The sequence below is a fragment of the Variovorax humicola genome (assembly GCF_037889915.1).
GTDB lineage: Bacteria > Pseudomonadota > Gammaproteobacteria > Burkholderiales > Burkholderiaceae_C > Variovorax > Variovorax humicola.
Genome location: NZ_JBBKZV010000032.1, coordinates 1 through 22,376, shown reverse-complemented (window position 1 = coordinate 22,376; position 22,376 = coordinate 1). Strand labels below are relative to the sequence as shown.

Genomic DNA, 22,376 nt, shown 5'->3' with positions numbered 1-22,376 from the left:
CGGGGAGTCGAAATCGCAATAACCTCGAGGCTGCGACGTGGCAGTCCTGAACCGGGCGATGCCTGGTGACGGCCACAGGGAGGCGCAATGGATACCCCGCTTTTTCTTTCACACGCGGCCCGCGGGTCAGCAAGTCACGCACGACCCTTCGACTACCGTCGGCCGGATGGCGCCGGTCGACCCCATTCTGCGACGCATTGCGATGCAGCACGGACGTACAAGCAGGCCATGAACGACTCGCTTGCCCTGCAACAGGAAGTCACCGGCTTCTTCGACGCATTCGTGGTTGCGTTCAGCACCTTCGACGGCCGCCAGGTTGCGCGACTCTATCGCGCGCCGTTTGTTGCCGTGCAGAGCGACGGCACTGCGGTCTGCTTCAACACCCATGCGGAAGTCGAGGCGTACTTCCAGGTCGTGGTCGATGGCTATGCCGGCAAGGGTGGCCGTTCCGGTCGGTACACGGGGCTGGCCGTGACGCCTCTGGGCAGCAGGGCGGCGTTGGCCAGCGTGACATGGCACATCGGTGGCGGGGACGGCAAGGACATCGCGACCTGGCGCGAGTCGTACAACCTGGTTCGCATGGACGGCCTGCTGTACGTGGTCGCATCCGTCGACCACGCCGAATGAACCGTGATGAAGCCCGAACGCAGCCGAACGCGCTCAGCGCCCCTGGTTCGCCTTGACCCAGCGCACGATGTCTGACGTGCCCATGGCGCCGGCCTGGCGCGCGATCTCGCGTCCGCCCCGGAACAGGGCCAGCGTCGGAATGCTGCGGATATTGAATCGGGCACCGAGATTCGGCACCGCTTCGGTGTCGACCTTGGCCACCCGCACGTGCGGCTCCAACTGCGCCGCGGCCTGCTCATAGCCCGGCGCCATCTGCCGGCACGGCCCGCACCAGGGCGCCCAGAAGTCGATCAGTACCGGGATCTCGTTGCGGGCGATGTGGCGGTCGAAGGCGGCTTCATCGAGCGCCGTCGACCGCGCCGTGAACAGCGGCTTGTGGCAGTTGCCGCAATCGGGCGCGCTGCCGAGCTGGGCCTCGCGCACGCGGTTGGTGGTGTGGCAGTGCGGGCAGACGATGTGCAGCGAAGGCGAATCGGTCATAGGGCAGGGCTGTCTCCGGTGTTCTTCTCTGGCGCCCCCATCGCCGCTGCCGCAATGACAATGCCCTCTTCCTCGGCCCATGCGCGTAGCGCACTCTCGGTCTCGCGCGTGTCATATTCGTACCAGGCTTGCAGCATGCCCTTGCGTTCCAGCAGGTCCTTGAATCTGCCATACGCCCCGCGCTTGTGAAAAATCTCCCGCACGGCATTGATCGATCCCGGCAGGCGCTCTTCGGCGAAGGCGATGGCGAGCTTCTTTCCGAGGTTGAGGTCGCGCTTGTGAGGCACGGAGACGTAGATGCTCCCGTCCTCGATGTCGTCCGGTAGTTCTTCCTCGAGATCCGAAAAAGTCGATGACCAGTGCACCTGGCCGGTGACGCGAGAAACAAAGGCCTGGTTCACCATGTCCGGCGATGCGCTCACCCAATCGAACGCCATCAAGAGATCGTCGAACTTCACAGGGACGCTGGAGGTCATGATGAGCAGGCTATGTGTTTGCTATGTGTTTGATTACCTTGGCCGCTTGCAGCGACAGCGCCGGCACGGGGATTCGGTCCGAACGACGCGCCGAGCAGCAGTTTGCGACGAGTGACCACGACGCTTTCTTGCACGATTGAGCGGCAATATTATTACGTGAACGGGCGCTCTCGCGGTCTGTCGACGAGTAGCTGATGAAGACATCTGCCATGGCGCTCCTTTGATGCCGGGGCGTGTCGATCTCCGACGACACAGGGTGGTCGTCACCCCGGGTGGTACCACGCCATGAATTGCTGGGCAAGCGCGTCGCCGCGGGCTCTGAATGGCACTCGCGCGCTTGGCAGTCCAGGTTGAAATCGCGTTGCGCGGCGACACCGCCCGGTTCCCCGTACATTGATGCCTGCGAAAAGCGGTGACCGCTTCATCGCCTTCGCCCCATCGGAAGAATTGAATGACCGCCGACCAGCTCCAGTTCCTGAACCCATTCCGCCACGGCTTTGCGCGCGTCGCCGTCGCCGTGCCGCGCAACCGCGTGGCCGACCCGATGTTCAATGCCGCCGAGGCCATCGCGCTCTACCGCGAGGCCGCGTCCAACGGCGCCGTCGTCGTGGCGTTTCCCGAACTGGGGCTGTCGGCCTACACCTGCGACGACCTGTTCCACCAGGCGGCGCTGCTCGACGCGTGCGAGGTCGCGCTGCAGCAGGTGATCGAGGCGTCGGGCTCCATCGGCGCAGCTGCCATCGTCGGCCTGCCGTTGCGGGTCGACCACCGGCTGTTCAACTGCGCGGCCGTCGTCGCGGGCGGCAAGCTGCTTGGCGTGCTGCCCAAGACCTACCTGCCCAACTACGGCGAGTTCTACGAGGGCCGCCAGTTCAGCGCGGCCGATACCGCGCTCGCGACGGAAATCGACTGGCGCGGCGAGCGCGTGCCCTTCGGCGCGAACCTGCTGTTCCAGTGCAACCAGCTTCCATTGCTCAAGCTGCACGTCGAGATTTGCGAAGACGTCTGGGTGCCGATTCCGCCGTCGAGCTACGCCGCGCTGGCCGGTGCCACGGTGCTGGTGAACCTGTCGGCGTCGAACATCACGATCGGCAAGTCGGCCTACCGGCACCAGCTGGTCAGCCTGCATTCGGCGCGCTGCCTGGCGGCGTACCTGTATTCATCGGCCGGCATCGGCGAGTCGACCACCGACCTGGCCTGGGACGGCCAGGGCCTGATCTACGAAAGCGGCGAGATGCTGGCCGAGAGCGAGCGCTTCAGCAACAGCTCGCACATCGTCGCGGCCGACGTGGACCTGGAGCGCGTTTCGCGCGAGCGCATGCGGCAGAACTCGTTCGGCGTCTCGGTGCAGAAGCACAAGGCCGAGCTGACGAGCTGGCGCACGGTGCCCTTCGACGTGACCGTGCCGGCCCGTGTGGCACAGGGCCTGCTGCGCAGGGTGGAGCGCTTTCCGTACGTGCCGGCCGATGCCAGGACACGCGACGAGCGCTGCCACGAGGTCTTCAACATCCAGGTGCAGTCACTGGTGCAGCGGCTGGAGGCGACCGGCATCAAGACGGTCGTGATCGGCGTCTCCGGCGGGCTCGATTCCACGCATGCGCTGATGGTCTGCGCGCAGGCGATGGACCGGCTCGGCCTGCCGCGCGCCAACATCCTCGGCTACACCATGCCCGGCTTTGCCACCAGCGCGCGCACGCTCCAGCAGGCGCACCAGCTGATGGCGGCCACGGGCTGCACGGCGCAGGAAATCGACATCCGGCCGAGCTGCCTGCAGATGCTGAAAGACCTGGAGCACCCCCATTCCGACGACACGCCGAAGTACGACATCACCTTCGAGAACGTGCAGGCCGGCGAGCGAACCAGCCACCTGTTCCGGCTGGCCAACCTGCACAACGGCATCGTGGTGGGCACCGGCGACCTCAGCGAGCTGGCGCTCGGCTGGTGCACCTACGGCGTGGGCGACCACATGTCGCACTACAACGTGAACGCGAGCGTGCCCAAGACGCTGATCAAGCACCTGGTGCGCTGGGTGGCGGACAAGGGCCGGATCGGCACCGACGGCAGCGCGGTGCTGCTCGCCATCCTCGACACCGAGGTCAGCCCGGAACTGATCCCCTCGAGTCCCGGCGCCGAGCAGCCGGGCCAGAAGACCGAAGACACGATCGGCCCCTACGAACTGCAGGACTTCCACCTGTACTACACGCTGCGCTACGGCTTCAGGCCGACCAAGGTGGCGTTCCTCGCGTACACGGCCTGGCATGACCGCACCCGCGGCGCCTGGCCCGACGAGTCGCACGAATTGGTGCGCAACGAATACGGGCTGGCCGAGATCCGGAAGCACCTCGGCACCTTCATTTGGCGCTTCTTCAAGACCAGCCAGTTCAAGCGGTCCTGCGTACCCAACGGGCCGAAAGTCGGCTCGGGCGGCTCGCTGTCACCACGTGGCGACTGGCGCGCGCCGAGCGATTCGGAAGCCGAGGTCTGGCTGGCCGAACTGCGCGGCGTGCCGGACGGGCCGGACGCGGGAGACAAGGCGGCCGCCCGGGCCTGAACGGAGCCCGCGCCGCAGCGACCGCAGACATCCGCCCCGTCGACCGCAGACATCCGCCATGGCCGCCAGCGACAGGCTTCCCGGCACCATGGGATTGGCCATTTGCGACACTCCACGCACCGTGCGCTCCACCGCCGCATCCGCTTTCGATTCGTTGTCCTGCCCTGTTCAATGGGCGGGCGAATCCATGCTGCTCTTGCCCGACCGCGCGCTCTGGTGGCCATCGGCGCACACACTGTTCGTTGCCGACCTGCACCTCGGCAAGGCGGCGACCTACCGCGCGCTCGGCCAGCCGGTGCCGGGCGGCACCACGCATCGGAACCTCGCGCGGCTCGACCGTCTGATCGCCCTGCACGCGCCGCGGCGCATCGTGTTCCTCGGCGATTTCCTGCATGCGGCGCAGGCGCGGCCCGTACTCGGTGCGGTGGAAGCCTGGCGTGCCCGCCATGCCGCCGTCGCGATGACGCTGGTGCGCGGCAACCACGACCGCCGCGCCGGCGACCCGCCCGAGGGGCTGTTCATCGAACTGGTCGACGAGCCCTGGCTGCTCGGCCCCTTCGCCTGCTGCCACCACCCGCAATCGCATCGCACGCATTTCGTCCTGGCCGGGCACCTGCACCCGGTGTGCAGGCTGAACGGGCGTGGACGCGACAGTTTGCGTTTGCCCTGTTTCGTCAGCGAACCAGACCGCGCTATCCTGCCAGCCTTCGGGGAGTTCACCGGCGGCTGGCTCATGGAAGCGATGCCGCACCGGCGCTTTCATGGCGTGGGTGGCAACGGCGTATGGGCGTTGCCGGCACAGTAATTGCTGAGTCTCGATGTTGTTCGACCATCCTTCCTTTGCCGCACCGGACCTCCGTGAGCGCGCGGCCCGCATGCTGATAGCGTCCGCCCCCATGACGCAGCTCAGCCTGGCCGACGCGATGATCATCGTGGACTCGATGGAGCCCGCCTTCGTCACCATGGGCACGGTGGTGATGGAGGAGGGCGAGACCGAAGACACCGGCTACATGGCGCTGGTGCTCGAAGGCGAACTGCGCGCCGAGAGCGGCAATGGCATCGCCGGCGAGCGACTCGTGATCTCGATGATCGGCCCCGGCAGCCTGCTCGGCGACATGGGTGCCATCGACGGCTCGCCGCGCTCGGCCACCTGTACCGCACTGACCGACGTCAAGATGGCGATCCTGTCGAGCACCATGCTGCTGGCGCTGATCGACTCGCATCCGGCCATTGCGGCACGCCTGTTGCTGGCCATCTGCACCGGCATGTCGGCACGGCTGCGCGAGAACAACCGAAGGCTGCGCGCGCTGTCGAGCGTCAGCCGGGCGGTGCAAATGGAATTGGATGCGACACACGCGGTGAACCGTCGCTTGCTCGGCGCCTGAACCGGGGCATCGACGCGGCATCGGCGCACTGCCATGCCTTGCCCAGCGGCGGCCGCGAAAAGAGCCCCGACGCACTGCTCAGCGATGCCAGTTCGTGTGTCGCTTCGAGCAGCACCGGATTCGAGTCAAGTAGCTTTGGCAAGCCGCAGTCCAGGCCATCGCGCGGCATAGTCGGCGGCTTTGCGCAGGTACAGCATGCGGTGGTTGCACAACGGATTGGGTGCCAGCAGGCCGTTGTAGATCGCGTCGAGCCCATGCGGTGCATAGAGCGTCGGCCCGTGCGGGCCAGGTTGCAGCGCAACGCAGGTGCCGGCGACCAGGAAGCGGTCGATGCCGTCGCGCGCGCAGGTCAGCGCCGGGTAGTCATGGCCGAACCAGTCGGCGTACCAGGTGTGAACGCGCGCCTGGTTCTTCGCCTCGACCACGATGCCGCGGTCTTCGAAAAGGGCTTGAACGCGCGCGCCCACCGCCCGCTCCGCTGCTTCCGACAGGTCGCTTGGATCGAAGTAAAACAGGTCGTAGTCGCGGATGCCATCGGTCGGCGCCCGGCCTGCGCGCAGATTCCACACGGTCTGGAACAGGCAGCCCGCCACCAGCCATGCGTCGAGCAGGGCGAGGAGCGGCATGCGTTCGAGGATGACGCGGTTGTGGTCGTTGCGCAGCGCGTCCTGGATGAAACGCGCCGCCGCTTCGGGCGGCAGGCTCACAGCACCGCGGGCTCGTCAGGTAATTGGTTGCCGGACTGCGCGCCCGGCGCCTCTGGAAAGTGTTCGACCAGCAAGGCCGAAACCTCCTCGAGCGCCTCCGTCAGACCGTCCTCGAAGCGGCCTTCGCGAAACGCTTCGCCCATGCGCTTTGTCATGGCCGCCCACTCGGCGGCATCGACGTGCGCATCGATGCCGCGGTCGGCCACGATCTCGATCGCATGCTCGGCCAGCAGCAGGTACACGAGCACGCCGTTGTTGTGCTCGGTGTCCCACACGCGCAACTTGCCGAACAGCATGATGGCGCGCTGCCGTGCGGGGGCATCGCGCCAAAGGTACGACATCGGCAACCCGGCCTCGACGCAGATGCGGATTTCGCCCGTATGCCGGTGTTCGCTGGCCGCGACGCGGCGCGTCAGCCGCTCCAGCATCTCGGGCGGGAGCACGCGACGCACCTGCGCTTCGTCGACCCAGCGATGGCGCCAGATGCGGCCCAGTTTGGAGAAGAACGTTGCGGCCATGCCTACCAATCCCCCGAGGCTCCGCCGCCACCGAAGTCACCGCCACCGCCGGAGCTGAACCCACCCCCGCCCGAAGATCCACCGCGGAAACCACCGCCTCCGCCAAGACCTCCGCCGAATCCGCCGCCGCCGAACCCGCCGCCACGCCCTCCGCCCATCATCGGCAGGCCGATGGCGCCCGAGATCAGTGTGAACACCAGCGCCGCGATCCCCGCCAGCACCGCCAGCACGATGCTGGACGTGATCACCATTGCGACCGCCCCGGCCCCCAGCCCCATCACCAGCGGCCCCACCTTGTTGCCGAGGATCGAACGCACGACGCGGCCGATCACCAGCACGCCGAAGAACAGGAAGATGCCGAGCTGGCCCCAATCCATGTCACCGACGTTGAACCCGCCCGCGCCCTGGTCCTTTTCGTTCGCACTGGGCTCCGGCAAGGCCTCGCCGCTGATGCGCGCAATGAGTTGGTCGGTCGCGGCGCTGAGCCCGCCCGCAAAGTCGTTGTTGCGAAAGCGCGGCTTCATCTCGTTGTCGATGATGCGCGCCGCCGCCAGGTCGGGCACCGCGCCTTCGAGCGCCTTGGCCACTTCGATGCGCATCTTGCGGTCGGCCTTGGCCACGATCACCAGCACGCCGTCGCCGACTTCCTTGCGCCCGATCTTCCAGGTGCTCGCCACGCGATAGGCGTAGCTCGCGATGTCCTCCGGCGCCGTGGTGGGCACCATCAGCACGACGATCTGCGAGCCCTTCTTCTTTTCGAAGTCCGCCAGCTTGGCTTCGAGCACCTGGCGCTGCGTGGCGTCGAGCGTGTTGGTCTGGTCGATCACCCGCGCCGTGAGCGCGGGCACCGGCAGGACGCTTTGTGCCACCGCGGTGCCCAGCATCAGGGTCAACAGGAGGAAAGTGGCCAGTACGCGCCCCAGCTGTGCGGCCGCCGCACGCGCGGCACCTTCGGCGAACACCGCGGAGCCGGCTATGCCGCGCGGCGGGTGTTGCCCCGGGCGAGGGGGTTGGCGCAGCGACACGAAGCGCGCTTGACTTGGTGGGGGGGCCTATTTGTTGAAATCGACCTTGGGCGGCTTGGAGATCTCAGCCTCGTTCTGCACGCTGAACGTCGCCTTCGGCTCGTAGCTGAAGATCTTCGCCGTGATGTTGGTCGGAAAGCTGCGCGCGAGCACGTTGAATTCCTGCACCGTCTTGATGTAGTTGTTGCGTGCCACGGTGATGCGGTTCTCGGTGCCTTCGAGCGTCACGCGCAGGTCACGAAAGGCCTGGTTGGCCTGAAGCGTCGGATAGCGCTCGGCCACCACCATGAGCCGCGACAGCGCGCCCGACAGTTCGCCCTGCGCCTGCTGGAACTTGTTGAAGGCCTCGGGGTTGTTGAGCGTCTCGGGCGTCACCTGGATCGACGTGGCCTTGGCGCGCGCCTCGACCACCTTGGTCAGCGTGTCCTGCTCGAAGTTGGCCTCGCCCTTCACGCTGGCCACGATGTTCGGCACCAGGTCCGCGCGACGCTGGTACTGGTTCAGCACTTCGCTCCAGGCCGATTTGCTGCTCTCGTCGAGCTTCTGGAAATCGTTGTAGCCACAGCCCGTCAAGGACAGGGCCACCATGATCATGAACAACCAGCGTTTCATTATTCGTTCCTCCTGAAAGACAAGGCGGCGACGGTAGCATAGATGCATGTCGGTCGATACTTTTCAAGCGCTGCAAGCGGCCGGGCGCCCGGTATCACCGCCCGCACGCGCTGCTGCGTCGACCTTGCTGCTCGCCGGTGCCAGCGGTGCACTGGGCAACGAACTGCTGAACCGCATGGCCGGCGCGCAACGCCATGCCTGCCTGCTGGTGCTCGCGAAGGAGCCGATCATCGACGGGTTGCGCGGCGTCGAATCGTTGCAGGTGCCCGCCTTGCCGATCGCACAGTGGCCCTTGTGCGCGGCCGATGTGGCGCTGGTTTCATTCGACCCGCCCCGGCTTTATCACGATCGCGAACGCGCGCTGTGGACGCCCGCGCCCGCCGATTTGCCCGAGCTGGCGCGCTGGCTCAAGGCCTGCGGGGTGAAGACCATCGCCGTCGTGCAGCCGCACGCGCAGGGCCGGATGCCCGACGCCCTCAAGCGCGGCTTGGCCAGCCTCGACGAGCATGCCGTCGTCGCGCTGGGATTCGAGCGCGTGCTGCTCGTGCGCTCGGCGCAGAAGCCGGCGGCGCAGCGCCTTGCCAATCCTGCCGAGCGGCTGGCTGCGTGGATGCTCTCGATTTTTCGCTACATGGTGCCCAGCAGCGAGCAGCCGGTGCGCGCAAGCAAGGTCGCGGAGTTTGTCGAGCGCGCATTGCAGTCGGCTCCGCCGGGCGTGCACATTGCCGCACCCGATGTGGTGTGGCTTGCCACACAGGGCAGCCTGGACGAGGTGGTGGACACCTGGCTGCGCGTCGATCCGTCAGCCTGACTCACTCGGCCCGGAGAAATCGGAACCGGCCCGGGCATCCCCGGCGGCCGGTGGCTGCGCTCTTATTTTTGAGCTGAATGTGAAACACTTCCTGCGTTGCCCACACGGTAGCCGGACCGATTCGGCGCGAGCAGGGCAAAATTGGCCCCATGCCCAAGCCCCCTCACCGCGCCGCCGCCTTGAGCGGAACTGCCGACGATGTCGAGGCGGCTTTCTACGAGTCGCTGCAGCGCGGCGACGTCGAGGCGCTGATGACCTGCTGGTCCGACGACGACGAAGTTTTTTGCGTGCATCCCGGCGGTCCGCGCCTGGTCGGGCCGATCGCTATCCGGGCGGCGTTCGAGCAGATGTTCGGCAACGGCGTCATTCACGCCACACCGGCGCACGTGCGCAAGGTCGAGTCGCTCGCCAGCGCGGTGCACAACGTGCTGGAGCGCATCGAAGTGCTCACGCCGGACGGCCCGCGCCATGCCTACGTGCTGGCCACCAACGTTTATCACAAGACCGCCGAAGGCTGGCGCATGGTCGCGCACCATGCCAGCCCCGGCTCCGCCCGCGAACCCGACGACGCGAGCGAGGCACCGCAAACACTCCATTGATGCAAACGTACGCAGCACCTCACTGGTTGCCCGGCGGCAACCTGCAAACCATCTGGCCCGCGTTGTACGGCAGGCGAACGGAAGGCCCCGCGCCGGTCTACAGGCGCGAGCGCTGGACGACGCCGGATGGAGACTTCATCGATATCGACTTCCTGGACCAGGGCGCGCCCAGGAAAGGGCAGCCGCTGCTGGTGCTGTTTCACGGGCTCGAAGGCTCGTCGCGCAGTCACTACGCCGAGGCCTTCGCGGCATTCGCGGCGGCGCGTGGCATGGCTTTCGCGGTGCCGCACTTTCGCGGCTGCAGCGGCGAACTGAACCTCGGGCCGCGCGCCTATCATTCGGGCGATTTCGAAGAGATCGGATGGATCCTTGCACGGCTTCGCCTGATGCACGATGCCGTTGGTGGCGGCGTCTTGTATTCGGCGGGTGTGTCGCTCGGGGGCAATGCGCTGCTGCGCTGGGCGGAAGAAGCGGGCAACAGCGCCGGCCGCATCGTGCGGGCCGTCGCAGCGGTGTCGGCGCCCGTCGACCTGGCCGCAGGCGGCCGCGCCATCGGCCGGGGCTTCAACAAGCTGGTCTACACGCGCATGTTCCTGTCGACCATGAAGCCCAAGGCGCTGGCCAAGCTGGCGCAGCATCCCGGCCTCTTCAAACGCGAGGCGCTCCTCGCGGTGCGCGACCTCTACACCTTCGACAACGTCTTCACCGCGCCGCTGCACGGTTTTCGCGACACCGACGACTACTGGCGACGAGGCTCGGCCAAGCCGCACCTGTCGGAGATCCGAATTCCGGCGCTGGTGGTCAACGCCGCCAACGACCCGTTCGTGCCTGCCCACAGCCTGCCGCGGCCCGGCGAGGTCGGTGCCAACGTCACGCTCTGGCAGCCGGCACAGGGCGGCCATGTGGGTTTTCCGCGCGGCCTGCCGCCCGGACATGTGCAGGCGATGCCGCAGGCCGTCGGCGAGTGGCTCCGCGCACATTAGTGCCGTGCCGGTTGCTTTAGCAAGGTCGGTAGATCTTCGTGCGGGGGTGGCGCGGAGCCTGGGGGAGAGCAAAATGCCTCCATGGATGACATCGTCAAGCAGGCCCTCGTCAAATGGCCCAATGTGCCCCATTGCTACGGCTGGCTCGGACTCGATGCCCGTGGCAACTGGTATTTGCGCGACGACCGCACGCAGGCGGCGGGACCGTTCGTCGAGGCCAGGGGCTCGCTGCTGCAGCACGTCAAGCTGATCGACTTCATCCAGCGCAATTACGAGTGCGACGCGGCCGGGCAATGGTTCTTCCAGAACGGGCCGCAGCGCGTGTATGTGGAGTTGGAGGCGGCGCCGATGGTGTGGCGAATTGCCGAAGGCGATTTCGCGGTCACGTCGCACACCGGCGTCCCGGCTGAACCCACCGCCTGCCTGATGGACGAATCAGGAAAACTCTACCTGGTTGCAGCCGCCGGGCTGGGCCTGGTGCACACGCAGGATGTCGGCGTGGCGGCCGAAGCCATCGAGCAAGGCCACTGGCAGCCCGAAGACGTCCTGGCCGCCGATCTGCCCGGACGTTTCGGCCATGTGCTGAGCCCCGCGGCGACGCGTTCCACGCAGAAGCTATAACCCCATGACCCGCCCGTAACCCGGGCATGACCCGCGACGCCAATGAAAAAGCCGACCCAATGGGTCGGCTTCATGGGGGGCAGAGTCTTCCTATTTGGCGGGAGCCGGTGCGGCAGGCGCCGTTTCAGGAGCAGCAGCGGCCGGCGCGGCGGCCGCTGTGGGGGCCGAGGCAGCCGCTGCTGGGGCCGGAGCAGCCGCAGCTGGGGCCGGAGCAGCCGCAGCTGGGGCCGGAGCAGCCGCAGCTGGAGCCGGGGCAGCCGCAGCTGGAGCCGGGGCGGCACCGTTGGCCGGCGCGGCACCTTCGGCGGGCCGTTCCGGCACCGGGAACTTGGCACCGCCTGCATTGGCCAAGTAGACAACGGCGCGGCCGATTTCGAGGTCTTCGAAGTCGCCGCCGCCCTGGGCCGGCATGGCGCCCTTGCCCTTGAGTGCGTGCTCCAGCAGGGTCGCGAAGCCCTGGCCGATGCGCGGACCCCACGCGGCCGCGTCGCCGTAGTGCGGTGCGGTCGGGATGCCCGGCGTGCCATGGCAAGCCACGCATTGGCCCTTGAACACCACTTCGCCCTGCGCGAGCGGTCGATTGGCGTCACGGATCTCGATGGAGCCGACGCGCTTCAGGCGCTCGGCCACTTCCTTGTCGCGCGCATCCTTGGTGACGCCGTACAGGTCGAGTTCAGTCTTGGCCGCGCCGGCGGGCTGCGTACCCGACACGACATAGGCAACCAGCGCAAAGATGATCCCGATCGGGACGACGAACGAGAAGAAAACCGCCAGCAAGAGTTGCCTGGGGTTCTTGATCGGGCCGGTGTGGGCTTCTTCTGTGGCCTGGGAATGCGGGTCTGCGCTCATGGCGTCCTCAAAATCGGGGGCTTCTCGGGGGTCTGCAAATCAACGGGCGATTATAGGGAGGGCCACTGCATGCCCCGGCTCATGCCTTCCATCCGCCCCCCAGCGCCTTGTACAGCGTGACCTGGTTCTGCAATTGCTGCAGCCGCGCCTGCACCGTGGCCAATTGCGCGGTGAACAGCGAGCGCTGCGCGTCGAGCAGGTCGAGCGAGCTGGCAATGCCGTTGCGCCAGCGCAAGGTGTTGAGCCTCAGCCGCACGGTCTCCGCCTCGGTCGTTGCGCGCAATGCCCGTACCTCATCGCCGAGCGTCTGCCGGCCGGCGAGCGCGTCGCCCACGTCGCGGAAGGCACTCTGGATCGACTTCTCGTACTGCGCCACGGCGATTTCGCGACCGGCACGTGCCGAGTCGAGGTTGGCCTGGTTGCGGCCGGCATCGAAGATCGGCAAGGTGATCTGCGGCGCGAACACCCATGCCTTGGTGCCGCTGTCGAACAGGTTGGAGAACTGCGTACTCTGCGTGCCGACCGAAGTGGTCAGCGCCACGCGCGGGAAGAAGGCCGCGCGCGCCGCGCCGATGTTGGCATTGGCCGCAATCAACTGCTGCTCGGCGGCGCGGATGTCGGGCCGGTCGGCCAGCAGGTCGGACGGCAGACCGGCCGGCACGTCGGCCATGGGCTGCGCATCTTCGAGGCTGCGGATGCCAGCCATCGATTCGGCCGGCACCGGCGCGCCGAGCAGCAAGGCCAGCGCGTTCTCGTCCTGGAGGCGTGCCCGTTGCAATGCCGCAAGTGCCGCGCGTGCGTTCTCGGCGAGCGAGTTGGCCAGTTGCATGTCGATCTCGGACGACACGCCGTTGTCAAAGCGCATCTTCGTCAGGCGTTGCGAATCTTCGCGCGTGGTCAGCGTCTGCCGCGTGATCTCCAGTTGCTCTTCGTCGGCCAGCAATTGCAGCCAGCCGTTGGCCACCGATGCGATCAGGCTGATCTGCACCGCATTGCGTGCCTCTTCCGTCGCGAGGTATTGGGCCAGCGCCGCGTCCTTCAGGCTCGTGATGCGGCCGAAGAAATCGATCTCCCAGGCGGTGATTCCAAGGTTGACCGAATACTGCGACGTCACACTGCCGCCCAGGCCGAACGTCTGGAACGGATTGGGGCTCGAGCGCGAACCGCTGGCTGCCACGCCCACGGTGGGGAACAGCGCCGATCGCTGCACCTGGAACTGCGCGCGCGCCTGCTCGATGTTCTGCACCGCGATGCGCAGGTCGCGGTTGTTGGCCAGCGCCGTGTCGATGAGCTTGGCCAGTCGCGGGTCGGTGAAGAAGTCCTGCCATGCCACGGTCGATGCGGCCGCGCCACCGGGCTGCGGAGGATCGCCGGGGAACACGTTCGGCACCGGTGCGGCCGGGCGCTCGTACGTCGGCGCAAGCGAACAGCCGGTCGCGACCAGCGCCGCCGCCAGCACGAGGGGCACGAGGGGCACGAGGGGCACGAGGGGCACGAGGGGGATCAGTTTCATGCTGCGTGATGACATGGTGGTGTGCTCGCGTTCAGTCATGGGCCTCTTGAATGCCCGCCGCCTGCGCGTGGCGCAAGTCCGCTTCATGCTGGCGCTGGCTGCCCTTGAACAGCGTGCGCACGACCACGAAGAACACCGGGACGAAGATCACCGCGAGCGTGGTGCCGGTGAGCATGCCGCCGAGCACGCCCGTGCCGATGGCGCGCTGGCTGGCCGAGCCCGCGCCCGATGCCAGCGCCAGCGGCAACACGCCAAGGCCGAAGGCCAGCGAGGTCATGATGATCGGCCGGAACCGCAAGTGCGCCGCAGCCAGCGCCGATTCGATGATGCCCCGTCCGGATGCCTGCAAGTCCTTCGCGAACTCGATGATCAGAATCGCATTCTTCGCCGACAGGCCGATGATCGTGATCAGCCCGACCTGGAAGTAAACGTCGTTCGAATACGAGCGCAGCAGCGTCGCCAGCAGCACCCCGAGCACGCCGAGCGGCACCACCAGGATCACTGCCAGCGGAATGGTCCAGCTCTCGTACAGCGCGGCCAGGCTCAGGAACACCGCCAGGATCGAGAAGCCGTAGAGGATCACCGCCTGCGAGCCCGCCAGCTTTTCTTCGCGCGACTGACCGGTCCATTCGAAGCCGAAGCCGGCCGGCAACTGCGAGGCCAGTTTTTCCATTTCGTTCACCGCCGCGCCCGAGCTGTAGCCCTGTGCGGCCGAGCCCGAGATGCGAATGGCCGGATAGCCGTTGTAGCGCACCGTCTGCTGCGCGCCATTGGCCCAGCGCGTGCTCGCGAAGGCGCTCAGCGGCACCGGCTGCCCCTGCGTATTGCTCGCGTTGAGCTTGAGCAGGTCGGCAGGCTGCATCCGTGCCGGCGCGTCAGCCTGCACCACCACCCGCTGCAGGCGGCCGCGGTTCGGAAAGTCGTTGATGTAGGCCGAGCCGAGCGCGGTCGACAACGTGGTGTTGATCGCATCGAAGGTCACGCCCAGCGCGTTCGCCTTGTCGCGATCGATGTCGATCTGCAGTTGCGGTGCGTCTTCCAGGCCGTCGGGGCGTACCTGCGTCAGGATCGGGCTCTTGCTGGCCATGCCGAGCAGCTGGTTGCGTGCGTTGATGAGCGCTTCATGGCCCATGCCGCCGCGGTCCTGCAGGCGGAAGGTGAAGCCGCTTGCGGTGCCCAGCTCTGGAATCGGCGGCGGCGAAAGCGGATAGATGAACGCATCGCGCACGCTCATCAGCGCGCCGAATGCGCGGCCGGCAAGGGCCTCGGCCGAGTGGGCCGGATCGCGGCGCTCGTCCCAGTCCTTCAGCGTCACGAAAGCCAGGCCGGCGTTCTGCCCCTGCCCCGAGAAGCTGAAGCCCAGCACGCCCACCATGCTCTGCACTTCGGGCTGCTTGAGGATGAAGTCTTCCACCTGCTTCACCACCGACAGCGTGCGTTCCTGCGTGGCGCCCGGCGGCAGTTGCACGTTGACGATGATGTTGCCCTGGTCTTCCTGCGGCAGGAACGAGGTGGGCAGGCTGCGGAACACGAACACCACCGCGCCGATGATCGCCAGGTAGATGACGAGGTAGCGCGCCGCGCGCTTCAGGATGCGCGCCACCAGGCTTTCATAGCCTTTGGCCGTGCTGCTGAAGCCGCGGTTGAACCAGCCGAAGAAGCCGGTCTTCGCGTGATGATGCCCGGCCTCGACCGGCTTCAAGAGCGTCGCGCACAGGGCCGGGGTGAGCGACAGCGCCATCATGGCCGAGAAGGCGATCGACGCCACCATCACCGCCGAGAACTGGCGGTAGATGTTGCCGGTGGAGCCCGAGAAGAAAGCCAGCGGCACGAACACCGAGATCAGCACCACGGTCACGCCGATGATCGCGCCCGAGATCTGCTTCATCGCCTTGCGCGTGGCTTCGAGCGGCGGCAGGCCTTCCTCGCTCATGATGCGCTCGACGTTCTCGACCACCACGATCGCGTCGTCCACCACGATGCCGATCACCAGCACCATGCCGAACATGGTCAGCACGTTGATCGAGAAGCCCAGCGCGAGCAGCACGGCGAAGGTGCCGAGCAGGGCGATCGGCACCACGATGGTCGGGATGATCGTGTAGCGCCAGTTCTGCAGGAACAGGAACATCACCAGGAACACCAGCGCCACCGCCTCCAGCAGCGTCTTCACCACTTCGGTGATGGAGATGTTGACGAAGCGCGAGCTGTCGTACGGAATGATCCACTTCACGCCCTGCGGGAAGTACTTCGACAGCTCCGTCATCTTGTTACGGATTGCCTTGGCGGCGGCCAGCGCGTTGCCGCTCGGCGCCAGCTGCACGCCGATGCCCACCGCCGGCTGCCCATTCAGGCGCGCCGCGGTCGCATAGGCCTGGCCGCCGAGTTCGATGCGCGCCACGTCGCGAAGGCGCACGGCGGAGCCGTCGGTGTTGGCGCGCAGCACGATGTTGCCGAATTGCTCGACGGACGAGAGCTGCCCGTTGACCACCACTGTCGCCGCAATGCTCTGGCCCGTGATGTTAGGCAGGTCGCCGATCGAGCCCGACGACACCTGCGCGTTCTGCGCGCGAATGGCCGCGTTGACATCGCCCGTCGACAGGTTGAGGCCCTGCAGCTTGGTCGGATCGATCCAGATGCGCATGGCGCGCTCGGTGCCGAACAACTGGGCTTGGCCGATGCCGGGCAGGCGCTGCAGTTCGGGCACCACGTTGCGCGCCGCATAGTCGCCCAACGCCGTCGTGTCGATGGCCGGATTGTCCGAAGCCAGGATCGTGAACAGCAGGAAGTTGCTGCGCGACTTGTCGACCCGCACGCCCTGTTGCGTCACGGCCGCCGGCAGCCTCGGCGTGGCGCGCGACAGCCGGTTCTGCACGTCCACCTGCGCGAGGTCGGGGTTGGTGCCGGTCTCGAAGCTGATCGTGATGGTGCCAGTGCCATCGGCCTGTGCCACCGACTCCATGTAGATCAGGCCCGGCGAGCCGTTCATCTCGCGCTCGATCACCGCCAGCACGCTGTCTTCGAGCGTCTGCGCCGATGCGCCGGGGTAGGCGGCGGTGACGACGATGGCGGGCGGCGCCACCGGGGGATATTGCGAGATCGGCAATTGCGTGATGGCCACGCTGCCCATCACGATGATGAACAGCGCGATCACCCACGCGAAGATCGGGCGCTCGATGAAGAACTTGGCCATGCGGGCGCGCTCCTTACTGCTTGGCGTCGGCTGCCGCGTTGGCTGGCGCCGAACCGGTGGACGCGGCGGATTCAGTGGCGGGGGCAGCCGGGGCGGCAGGCGACGCGGCACTCGGGGCCGCGGCCGCGGGCTTCCACGGCACGGCCTTCACCGCTGTGCCCGGCGGCATCATCTGCAGCTTCTGGAAGCCGTCGACCATCACCTGTTCGCCGGCCTTCAGCCCGTCGAGCACCACCCACTGGTTGTTCTGCGCGGTGTCGATCTTTACCGTGCGCTTCGTGATCTTGCCCTCGGCATCGACCACCGACACCGTGTCGCCCTGCTGCGTGCGCGTCACGGCCTGCTGCGGAATCGTGATCGCGTTGTTGACCTTCGCCTGCTCGATGCGCACGCGCACATACAAGCCCGGCAGCAAGTCGCCCCTGGGGTTGGGCACCTCGGCGCGCAGCGTGACCTGGCCGCTGGTGGCGTCGACCGTGAGGTCGGTGAACAGCAGCTTGCCGGTCTGCGCGTATTCGGTGCCGTCCTCGAGCACCACGCGCACGCTGGCGGCGGCCGCGCCCTCGGCCATCTTGAACTGGCCGGCCTGCATGGCACGGCGCAGCTTCAACACGTCGGTGGCGGATTGCGTGAAGTTCACGTAGAGCGGATTGATCTGCTGGATCACCGCGAGCTGCGTCACGTCGTTGCCCTGGCCGACCAGCGCGCCTTCAGTGACCAGCGCGCGGCCGATGCGCCCGGAGATCGGCGCCGTCACCGTGGCATAGCCGAGGTTGATGTTGGCGGTCGTCACCGCCGCGCGACCGACGGCCACGTCGGCTTCGGAGGCCTTGGCTGCTGCCACGGCCGTGGCGTATTCCTGCTTGCTCACCGCGTTGGCCTCGACCAGCGGCTTGTAGCGCTCGGCCAGCGCCTTGGCCTGCGCCGCATTGGCCTCGGCGCGGGCCAGCGCGGCGGCGGCGCTCTGCGCGGCGGCGGCGTACGGGGACGGGTCGATCTTGAACAGCGGCTGGCCGGCCTTTACGTCGCTGCCTTCGCGGAACAGCCGCTCCTGCAGGATGCCGGCGGCGCGGGCCCGCACCTGCGCCACACGAGAAGCCTCGAGCCGGCCCGGCAGTTCGGTCACCAGGCCGACTTCGCCCGGCGTTGCGATCACCACGCCCACCTCGGGTGCCGGCGGCTTGCCGCCACCGCCCGCGCCACCGCCTGCCGCCGCGCCGCCCGCGGCCGGCGCCTCGCTCTTGCCGCAGGCGGCCAAGGTCATCAGCGCCACGACGGCAGCAGCGGCAACGACGGAACGCACCGAAAACGACACACGTTGAGTGACATGCGATGCAGGCATGCGATTCCTTCCAGTGGGAGCGAAGAGAGACGGGAGTGGGGCGCAACCTGCGAAGCAAGAACCATGGCAATGCGGCGTCCCGAGGGCAAGTCCGCTAGTTTACATACGTCGGTGAATGTATAGTCTGCGCGCCCGGCCACTCCGGAATCTACACAACCCAGGAGCAGACCGCATTGGCGCGCCGTACCAAGGAAGAAGCACTCGCCACCCGCCATCGCCTGCTCGATGCGGCCGAGTTGCTGTTCCAGTCGCAAGGGGTGTCGAACACCTCGCTGCAGCAGATCGCCGAGCAGGCAGGTGCTACGCGCGGCGCTGTCTATTGGCATTTCAAGGACAAGGCGGATTTGTTCCACGCGATGATGGAGCGCGTCACCTTGCCGCTCGAAGCCGCACGACATGCGAGCGACCATCCCGCGCACGACCCTCTCGATGTGATCGAAAAGGCGATGGTCAGCGCGTTGCGCCAGGTCACGACCGACCCGCAGGTGCGCCGCGTGTTCGAGGTGGCCACGCACAAGGTCGAGTACGCGGGCGAGACCGCGTCTCTGCAGCGCCGTCACCTGGAAAGCCGCGACGCCTGCGTGATCGATTTCGAGAAGGCACTGCGCCAGGCCGCGCGCCGTGCCAAGGTCAAGCTCGCCATGCCCGCGCCGATGGCCGCGCAGGGGCTGCATGCGCTGGTCAGCGGGTTGATTCAGAACTGGCTGCTGGATCCGGAAGCGTTCGCGCTGGCGCCGACGGGGCGACGTGCGTTCAACGTGTACCTGGCCGGCCTTGGATTCGATCGGACGGGTTCGCGACCGGAGATGGAGGCAAAAGCCCCTGATGTCGCCAGCAATGCCGCGCAATAGGCGATAATGCGAGGCTCCGGTTCGATGCCGGCGCAAACCCTCTCTCGCTGTATTTCAACGGATAGAATTCGGCCCTCCGAAGGCTGAGATCCAGGTTCGATTCCTGGCGGCGGGACCAAATTCAAAGGCTGGAAGCGTGCGTATGCTTCCGGCCTTTTTCGTTTTCCCTCTGAAATGCCTTGTCGGCCATGCGAGTGCGTGCGCAGAAGTGTGCATCAATCCGGGGGCATTAGGGGGCATTGCTGGGGGCAACTTCTACGGAATTGGGGGGCACTTTCGGCGCAGACCGCCGCCCGCTAGCAGCACTCGACAATCTCGAAGGCTTAAGAAGCCTTGACTCCAGTCGGACTCCCTGTAGACGCTAGCAAGAGAGCCCAATGCGATCGCCACTTGACGATGTGGACCGCCGGACTTTTCGCGATTGATTCGAACGGCGTTATCTAGTCGGGGCGGAGGCGCGGTCCAATCTGGCCGTGCTGCAACCTTCGAGCGACGTTGTATTCTTCGCGCGCGAGGGTTGGCCTCTCAAGCATCCGTGCATGCTGGATGCGCGGTCTCAGGCTCTAAGCGCTTAAGGCTCTTGGCATGATGTCTGCCATCACGCGACGTTCAAGAATTTCACATATTCACTGGAGCAATATTTTGGAACGAGACTACTTTGGAACCGCCTATCGGCAGGCACAAGATCCTGGCGCCCCGTGGTTGATCAGCTTCGTTGCGACCGCTGAGGAGGTCTCCACTTGGGCGGGGATTCCCCGCAGATCGGAGAAAGGGCTGGTCGGCTTTCAAAGGCCGGATGACGCCGCTCGTGTCGACCGTGCCCAGGAGTACTTCAAAGATCCGGTCAATCAGTCACCCACTGCGCTGATTGTTGGCATCCATCGAGTGAGCAGCGAGACTGACCGGCGCGTGCGCTTGCAGTTCCTAGATGGCCACAATGATTTGCCAACGCGTCCTTGCAAATTAACGATTTCCTTCGATCCAGAGCCGAATTCACTTGCGGATGCGGTTCAGAGTATCAAGGCACAGATCAGCCTCCGGCTCAGTGAGACCAGTGGGGCAGACGACGATTCTGACGATGAGGAAGACGATTCGGACTCCGATGGGGAGGACGACGATCCAGTCGGCGACGATGGTGAGATCGAACTCGGCCGCTCCCTGCTCATGGAACTCGCCAACAAACTCGAAGATAGCACCTGGTGCGAGGCAAATAAAACTGACCTATTTGATCTCGCTAAGCCCTGCACAGTAATTGACGGGCAGCATCGACTGAAGGGTGCAACTAGATGCGAGCGAAACATTCCTTTTGCCGTAATCGCAATCTATGACTGCAGTTGGCCCGAACAAGTTTTTCAGTTCACGGTCGTCAACTACACAGCCCAAGGAATCCCTGATCAATTCATCACGCAAAATGCTGCTCTGTCGCTCACTGGCGATGAACTGGAAGACTTAAAAGCACGACTTACTCAGGCAAAAGTCAAGGTCGTTGAGTATGAGCTGATGCGAGTCGTGAACTTCGACGGGACCAGTCCGTTCTATCAACTGGTCTCAATGGCTAGTCAAGGAAACGAAGAAACCAAGATTGGCTATAAGACCATGGTCAAGATTGCAAAGGCTTGGCACAACGGCAAACACAGTGCAATTAAGCAGATCGTCGCGAATTTGTATCCTGACATCACCGGGAAAGCGAGCATCGTGAAACGGGAGCGACAACACCGGTGGGTAGACGGTGATTGGGGCATATTTTTCATCGATTTTTGGGATGCCATTCGCGGCTACTACGAGAAAGAGGCGCCGCCAGAATTCAAGCCGTGGAAGGTGGGCGCTTCGAACCTTATGTTGGCGGCAACTCTGTTGGAATTGCAAAATGTCTTCCTCTTCAATCTGACGCAACAGGATGAGGAGTTTTTTATTCCAGATTCACAGAGCAAAGAAACTCCACTTGAGCAACTTCGCGCAAAAATTCGTAAGAGGGCTGAGAAGGTTGCTTCGCTAATTCCAGTCGAATTCTTCCAGCGTACCTGGAAGATGAAAAGTCTTAATACTGGAGCCGGTCGTGCTGCTATCCAGACTGCGCTTAAGACTTTCCTCGAAAAAAAGGGAAATTATCAGTATGACAAATCCAGTCTCATCACCGGCAAGACTAACTGATATCGAGAGGATTGAGCTCTTTAAGCGCATCTTCATCTATCACGGAGCCATTCCGGGGGAGACGGTTACTGATTTTTTCTCCGAGGCAGATCGCATTCGGATCGTTCCGCTTATATTTGGCTTGATGCCAAGCCGGGCAGTGCATAGATTAAGTCGAGATACCTTGGTGAAGCCATTGATCGTTGAGCATCTGCGGGAACTGGGAATTAAGTCCGATGATCATTTGCTCGTGACGGTGCTAAAAGAAATAGCGGATCAACTGTATTTCACAAGCGGGCAAAGACCCGTTAGACGCAAGATGGGAATTGCGGATTTGCGTATGACTCGCATGAGCATGTACAAAGCCTTGCGACAAAGGCAAGCAGAAAGATGTTCCCTATGCGGCGTCCCATTGAAGGACGCAGAAGAGCATCTCGATCACCGAATTCCATTTAGACTTCTTGGAGACATCGCGAAAGGAACTAATTGGCAATTGCTGTGCAACGATTGCAATGTTGGAAAATCGTCCTGGCTCAGCGCTCTCCAACCGTCGGTGGCTCAAAACTGGTTGTACGGGGATCTCGATATGGAAGATCTCAATCACTTCGACAACGAGAATTCCTATTTGGGTTTAACCGCAAGATATTGCGTTCTGGCTCAGAGAAAATCCTGTACATATCCCGGCTGCGGGAATGGGGTGAAGGACTCACAGTTGCGCCTCAAATTAAGATTACCGTCAGCGCTTCCGGTGGTGGATCACTTCGAGGTGCGCTGTCAGGAGCACTTCTATGCGACCGCTTCCTCTGTATAGTTAAGAATCGATATCCGCATGGGCCGCGCCCGCACGGGCTCAGAGTTAGCAGGGCCCGTGCGGCGCCACTTGTGGACGAGGTTGGGGTTGAGGCCAATGAGCAAACGCATGAACCACCGAAGCGCAAAGGGCCCCGCGCACGCTGCCAGACTTGCCGCATCAAATTGGCCGCGAGGCGGCGCGGAGTAAGCGGCTCGCCGTCCCACCTTGAAGGCGGACGTGAGGCGTGTGTGGACGCCTGGATCAGGCCGGTCGCCAGTTGTGAGGCAGAAGCTCGTCGATGCGGCTGTTGAGA

Annotated in this window: 21 protein-coding genes and 1 tRNA gene; 12 read left to right on the top strand and 10 right to left on the bottom strand. The window is 65.1% G+C overall.

Features of this window, described 5'->3' with window-relative positions:
• Nucleotides 1–228: 228 nt before the first annotated feature.
• Entirely contained in the window at nucleotides 229–627 is a 399-nt protein-coding gene (locus tag WKW80_RS30505) for a hypothetical protein (RefSeq protein ID WP_340367345.1), read from the top strand.
• A gap of 33 nt (nucleotides 628–660) precedes the next feature.
• Here WKW80_RS30505 and trxC read toward each other — a convergent pair whose 3' ends face one another.
• The gene (gene trxC, locus WKW80_RS30500; RefSeq protein WP_340367344.1) at nucleotides 661–1,107 is read right to left on the bottom strand and encodes a thioredoxin TrxC; all 447 of its coding nucleotides are present in this window, start codon (nucleotides 1,105–1,107) and stop codon (nucleotides 661–663) included.
• Nucleotides 1,104–1,583 (bottom strand): hypothetical protein, encoded by a 480-nt coding sequence (locus tag WKW80_RS30495; protein WP_340367343.1) that lies wholly within the window; start codon nucleotides 1,581–1,583, stop codon nucleotides 1,104–1,106. Before WKW80_RS30495 ends, trxC begins: the two co-directional genes overlap by 4 nt.
• 451 nt (nucleotides 1,584–2,034) lie before the next feature.
• On the opposite strand from WKW80_RS30495, the gene WKW80_RS30490 reads away from it, so the two are divergent.
• The 3 genes from WKW80_RS30490 to WKW80_RS30480 all read left to right on the top strand — a co-directional run bounded on the left by WKW80_RS30490 (nucleotide 2,035) and on the right by WKW80_RS30480 (nucleotide 5,519).
• Nucleotides 2,035–4,134, top strand: a complete 2,100-nt coding sequence (locus WKW80_RS30490; RefSeq protein WP_340367342.1) for an NAD(+) synthase — start codon at nucleotides 2,035–2,037, stop codon at nucleotides 4,132–4,134.
• A gap of 58 nt (nucleotides 4,135–4,192) precedes the next feature.
• Nucleotides 4,193–4,939, top strand: coding sequence for a ligase-associated DNA damage response endonuclease PdeM (gene pdeM, locus WKW80_RS30485; protein WP_340367341.1), 747 nt, complete (start codon nucleotides 4,193–4,195; stop codon nucleotides 4,937–4,939).
• Between the two features lie 91 nt (nucleotides 4,940–5,030).
• Complete coding sequence (locus tag WKW80_RS30480; protein WP_340367340.1) at nucleotides 5,031–5,519, top strand: cyclic nucleotide-binding domain-containing protein; 489 nt, start codon at nucleotides 5,031–5,033, stop codon at nucleotides 5,517–5,519.
• A gap of 125 nt (nucleotides 5,520–5,644) precedes the next feature.
• On the opposite strand, the gene WKW80_RS30475 is transcribed toward WKW80_RS30480, so the two are convergent.
• From WKW80_RS30475 to WKW80_RS30460, 4 genes are all read right to left on the bottom strand, one after another.
• Nucleotides 5,645–6,226 carry a nucleotidyltransferase family protein gene (locus tag WKW80_RS30475; protein WP_422822994.1) on the bottom strand — a complete coding sequence of 194 codons (582 nt, stop codon included), beginning with the start codon at nucleotides 6,224–6,226 and terminating at the stop codon, nucleotides 5,645–5,647.
• Entirely contained in the window at nucleotides 6,223–6,744 is a 522-nt protein-coding gene (locus WKW80_RS30470; RefSeq protein ID WP_340367339.1) for a TPM domain-containing protein, read from the bottom strand. Before WKW80_RS30470 ends, WKW80_RS30475 begins: the two co-directional genes overlap by 4 nt.
• A 2-nt stretch (nucleotides 6,745–6,746) precedes the next feature.
• Nucleotides 6,747–7,628 carry a TPM domain-containing protein gene (locus WKW80_RS30465; protein ID WP_340367393.1) on the bottom strand — a complete coding sequence of 294 codons (882 nt, stop codon included), beginning with the start codon at nucleotides 7,626–7,628 and terminating at the stop codon, nucleotides 6,747–6,749.
• Between the two features lie 168 nt (nucleotides 7,629–7,796).
• Nucleotides 7,797–8,381: a LemA family protein gene (locus WKW80_RS30460; RefSeq protein ID WP_340367338.1), complete on the bottom strand. Its 585-nt coding sequence runs from the start codon at nucleotides 8,379–8,381 to the stop codon at nucleotides 7,797–7,799.
• A gap of 46 nt (nucleotides 8,382–8,427) precedes the next feature.
• On the opposite strand from WKW80_RS30460, the gene WKW80_RS30455 reads away from it, so the two are divergent.
• The 4 genes from WKW80_RS30455 (at nucleotide 8,428) to WKW80_RS30440 (ending at nucleotide 11,395) form a co-directional block, all read left to right on the top strand.
• Nucleotides 8,428–9,192, top strand: a complete 765-nt coding sequence (locus WKW80_RS30455; RefSeq protein WP_340367337.1) for a hypothetical protein — start codon at nucleotides 8,428–8,430, stop codon at nucleotides 9,190–9,192.
• 149 nt (nucleotides 9,193–9,341) lie between these two features.
• A complete protein-coding gene (locus WKW80_RS30450; RefSeq protein WP_340367336.1) occupies nucleotides 9,342–9,791 on the top strand; it encodes a YybH family protein in 450 nt (149 codons plus the stop codon).
• Entirely contained in the window at nucleotides 9,791–10,774 is a 984-nt protein-coding gene (locus WKW80_RS30445) for a YheT family hydrolase (RefSeq protein ID WP_340367335.1), read from the top strand. The genes WKW80_RS30450 and WKW80_RS30445 overlap by 1 nt, the downstream gene beginning before the upstream one ends.
• Nucleotides 10,775–10,855: 81 nt before the next feature.
• Nucleotides 10,856–11,395: a DUF2946 family protein gene (locus tag WKW80_RS30440; protein ID WP_340367334.1), complete on the top strand. Its 540-nt coding sequence runs from the start codon at nucleotides 10,856–10,858 to the stop codon at nucleotides 11,393–11,395.
• Nucleotides 11,396–11,485: 90 nt separating this feature from the next.
• On the opposite strand, the gene WKW80_RS30435 is transcribed toward WKW80_RS30440, so the two are convergent.
• The 4 genes from WKW80_RS30435 to WKW80_RS30420 form a co-directional block, all read right to left on the bottom strand.
• Entirely contained in the window at nucleotides 11,486–12,244 is a 759-nt protein-coding gene (locus WKW80_RS30435; protein ID WP_340367333.1) for a c-type cytochrome, read from the bottom strand.
• Between the two features lie 79 nt (nucleotides 12,245–12,323).
• On the bottom strand, nucleotides 12,324–13,772 hold the full coding sequence (locus WKW80_RS30430) for an efflux transporter outer membrane subunit (RefSeq protein WP_340367332.1): 1,449 nt from the start codon (nucleotides 13,770–13,772) through the stop codon (nucleotides 12,324–12,326).
• 16 nt (nucleotides 13,773–13,788) lie between these two features.
• Nucleotides 13,789–16,947, bottom strand: coding sequence for an efflux RND transporter permease subunit (locus tag WKW80_RS30425; protein ID WP_340367331.1), 3,159 nt, complete (start codon nucleotides 16,945–16,947; stop codon nucleotides 13,789–13,791).
• 13 nt (nucleotides 16,948–16,960) lie between these two features.
• A complete protein-coding gene (locus WKW80_RS30420; RefSeq protein ID WP_340367330.1) occupies nucleotides 16,961–18,289 on the bottom strand; it encodes an efflux RND transporter periplasmic adaptor subunit in 1,329 nt (442 codons plus the stop codon).
• A gap of 173 nt (nucleotides 18,290–18,462) precedes the next feature.
• Between WKW80_RS30420 and WKW80_RS30415 the strand changes: the two genes are divergently transcribed.
• From WKW80_RS30415 to WKW80_RS30400, 4 genes are all read left to right on the top strand, one after another.
• Nucleotides 18,463–19,140: a TetR family transcriptional regulator gene (locus WKW80_RS30415; RefSeq protein ID WP_340367329.1), complete on the top strand. Its 678-nt coding sequence runs from the start codon at nucleotides 18,463–18,465 to the stop codon at nucleotides 19,138–19,140.
• Between the two features lie 43 nt (nucleotides 19,141–19,183).
• Nucleotides 19,184–19,258 (top strand) — tRNA-Arg (locus WKW80_RS30410).
• Between the two features lie 467 nt (nucleotides 19,259–19,725).
• Nucleotides 19,726–21,291 (top strand): ParB N-terminal domain-containing protein, encoded by a 1,566-nt coding sequence (locus tag WKW80_RS30405; protein ID WP_340367328.1) that lies wholly within the window; start codon nucleotides 19,726–19,728, stop codon nucleotides 21,289–21,291.
• Entirely contained in the window at nucleotides 21,254–22,081 is an 828-nt protein-coding gene (locus WKW80_RS30400) for an HNH endonuclease (protein ID WP_340367327.1), read from the top strand. Before WKW80_RS30405 ends, WKW80_RS30400 begins: the two co-directional genes overlap by 38 nt.
• Nucleotides 22,082–22,376 lie beyond the last annotated feature (295 nt).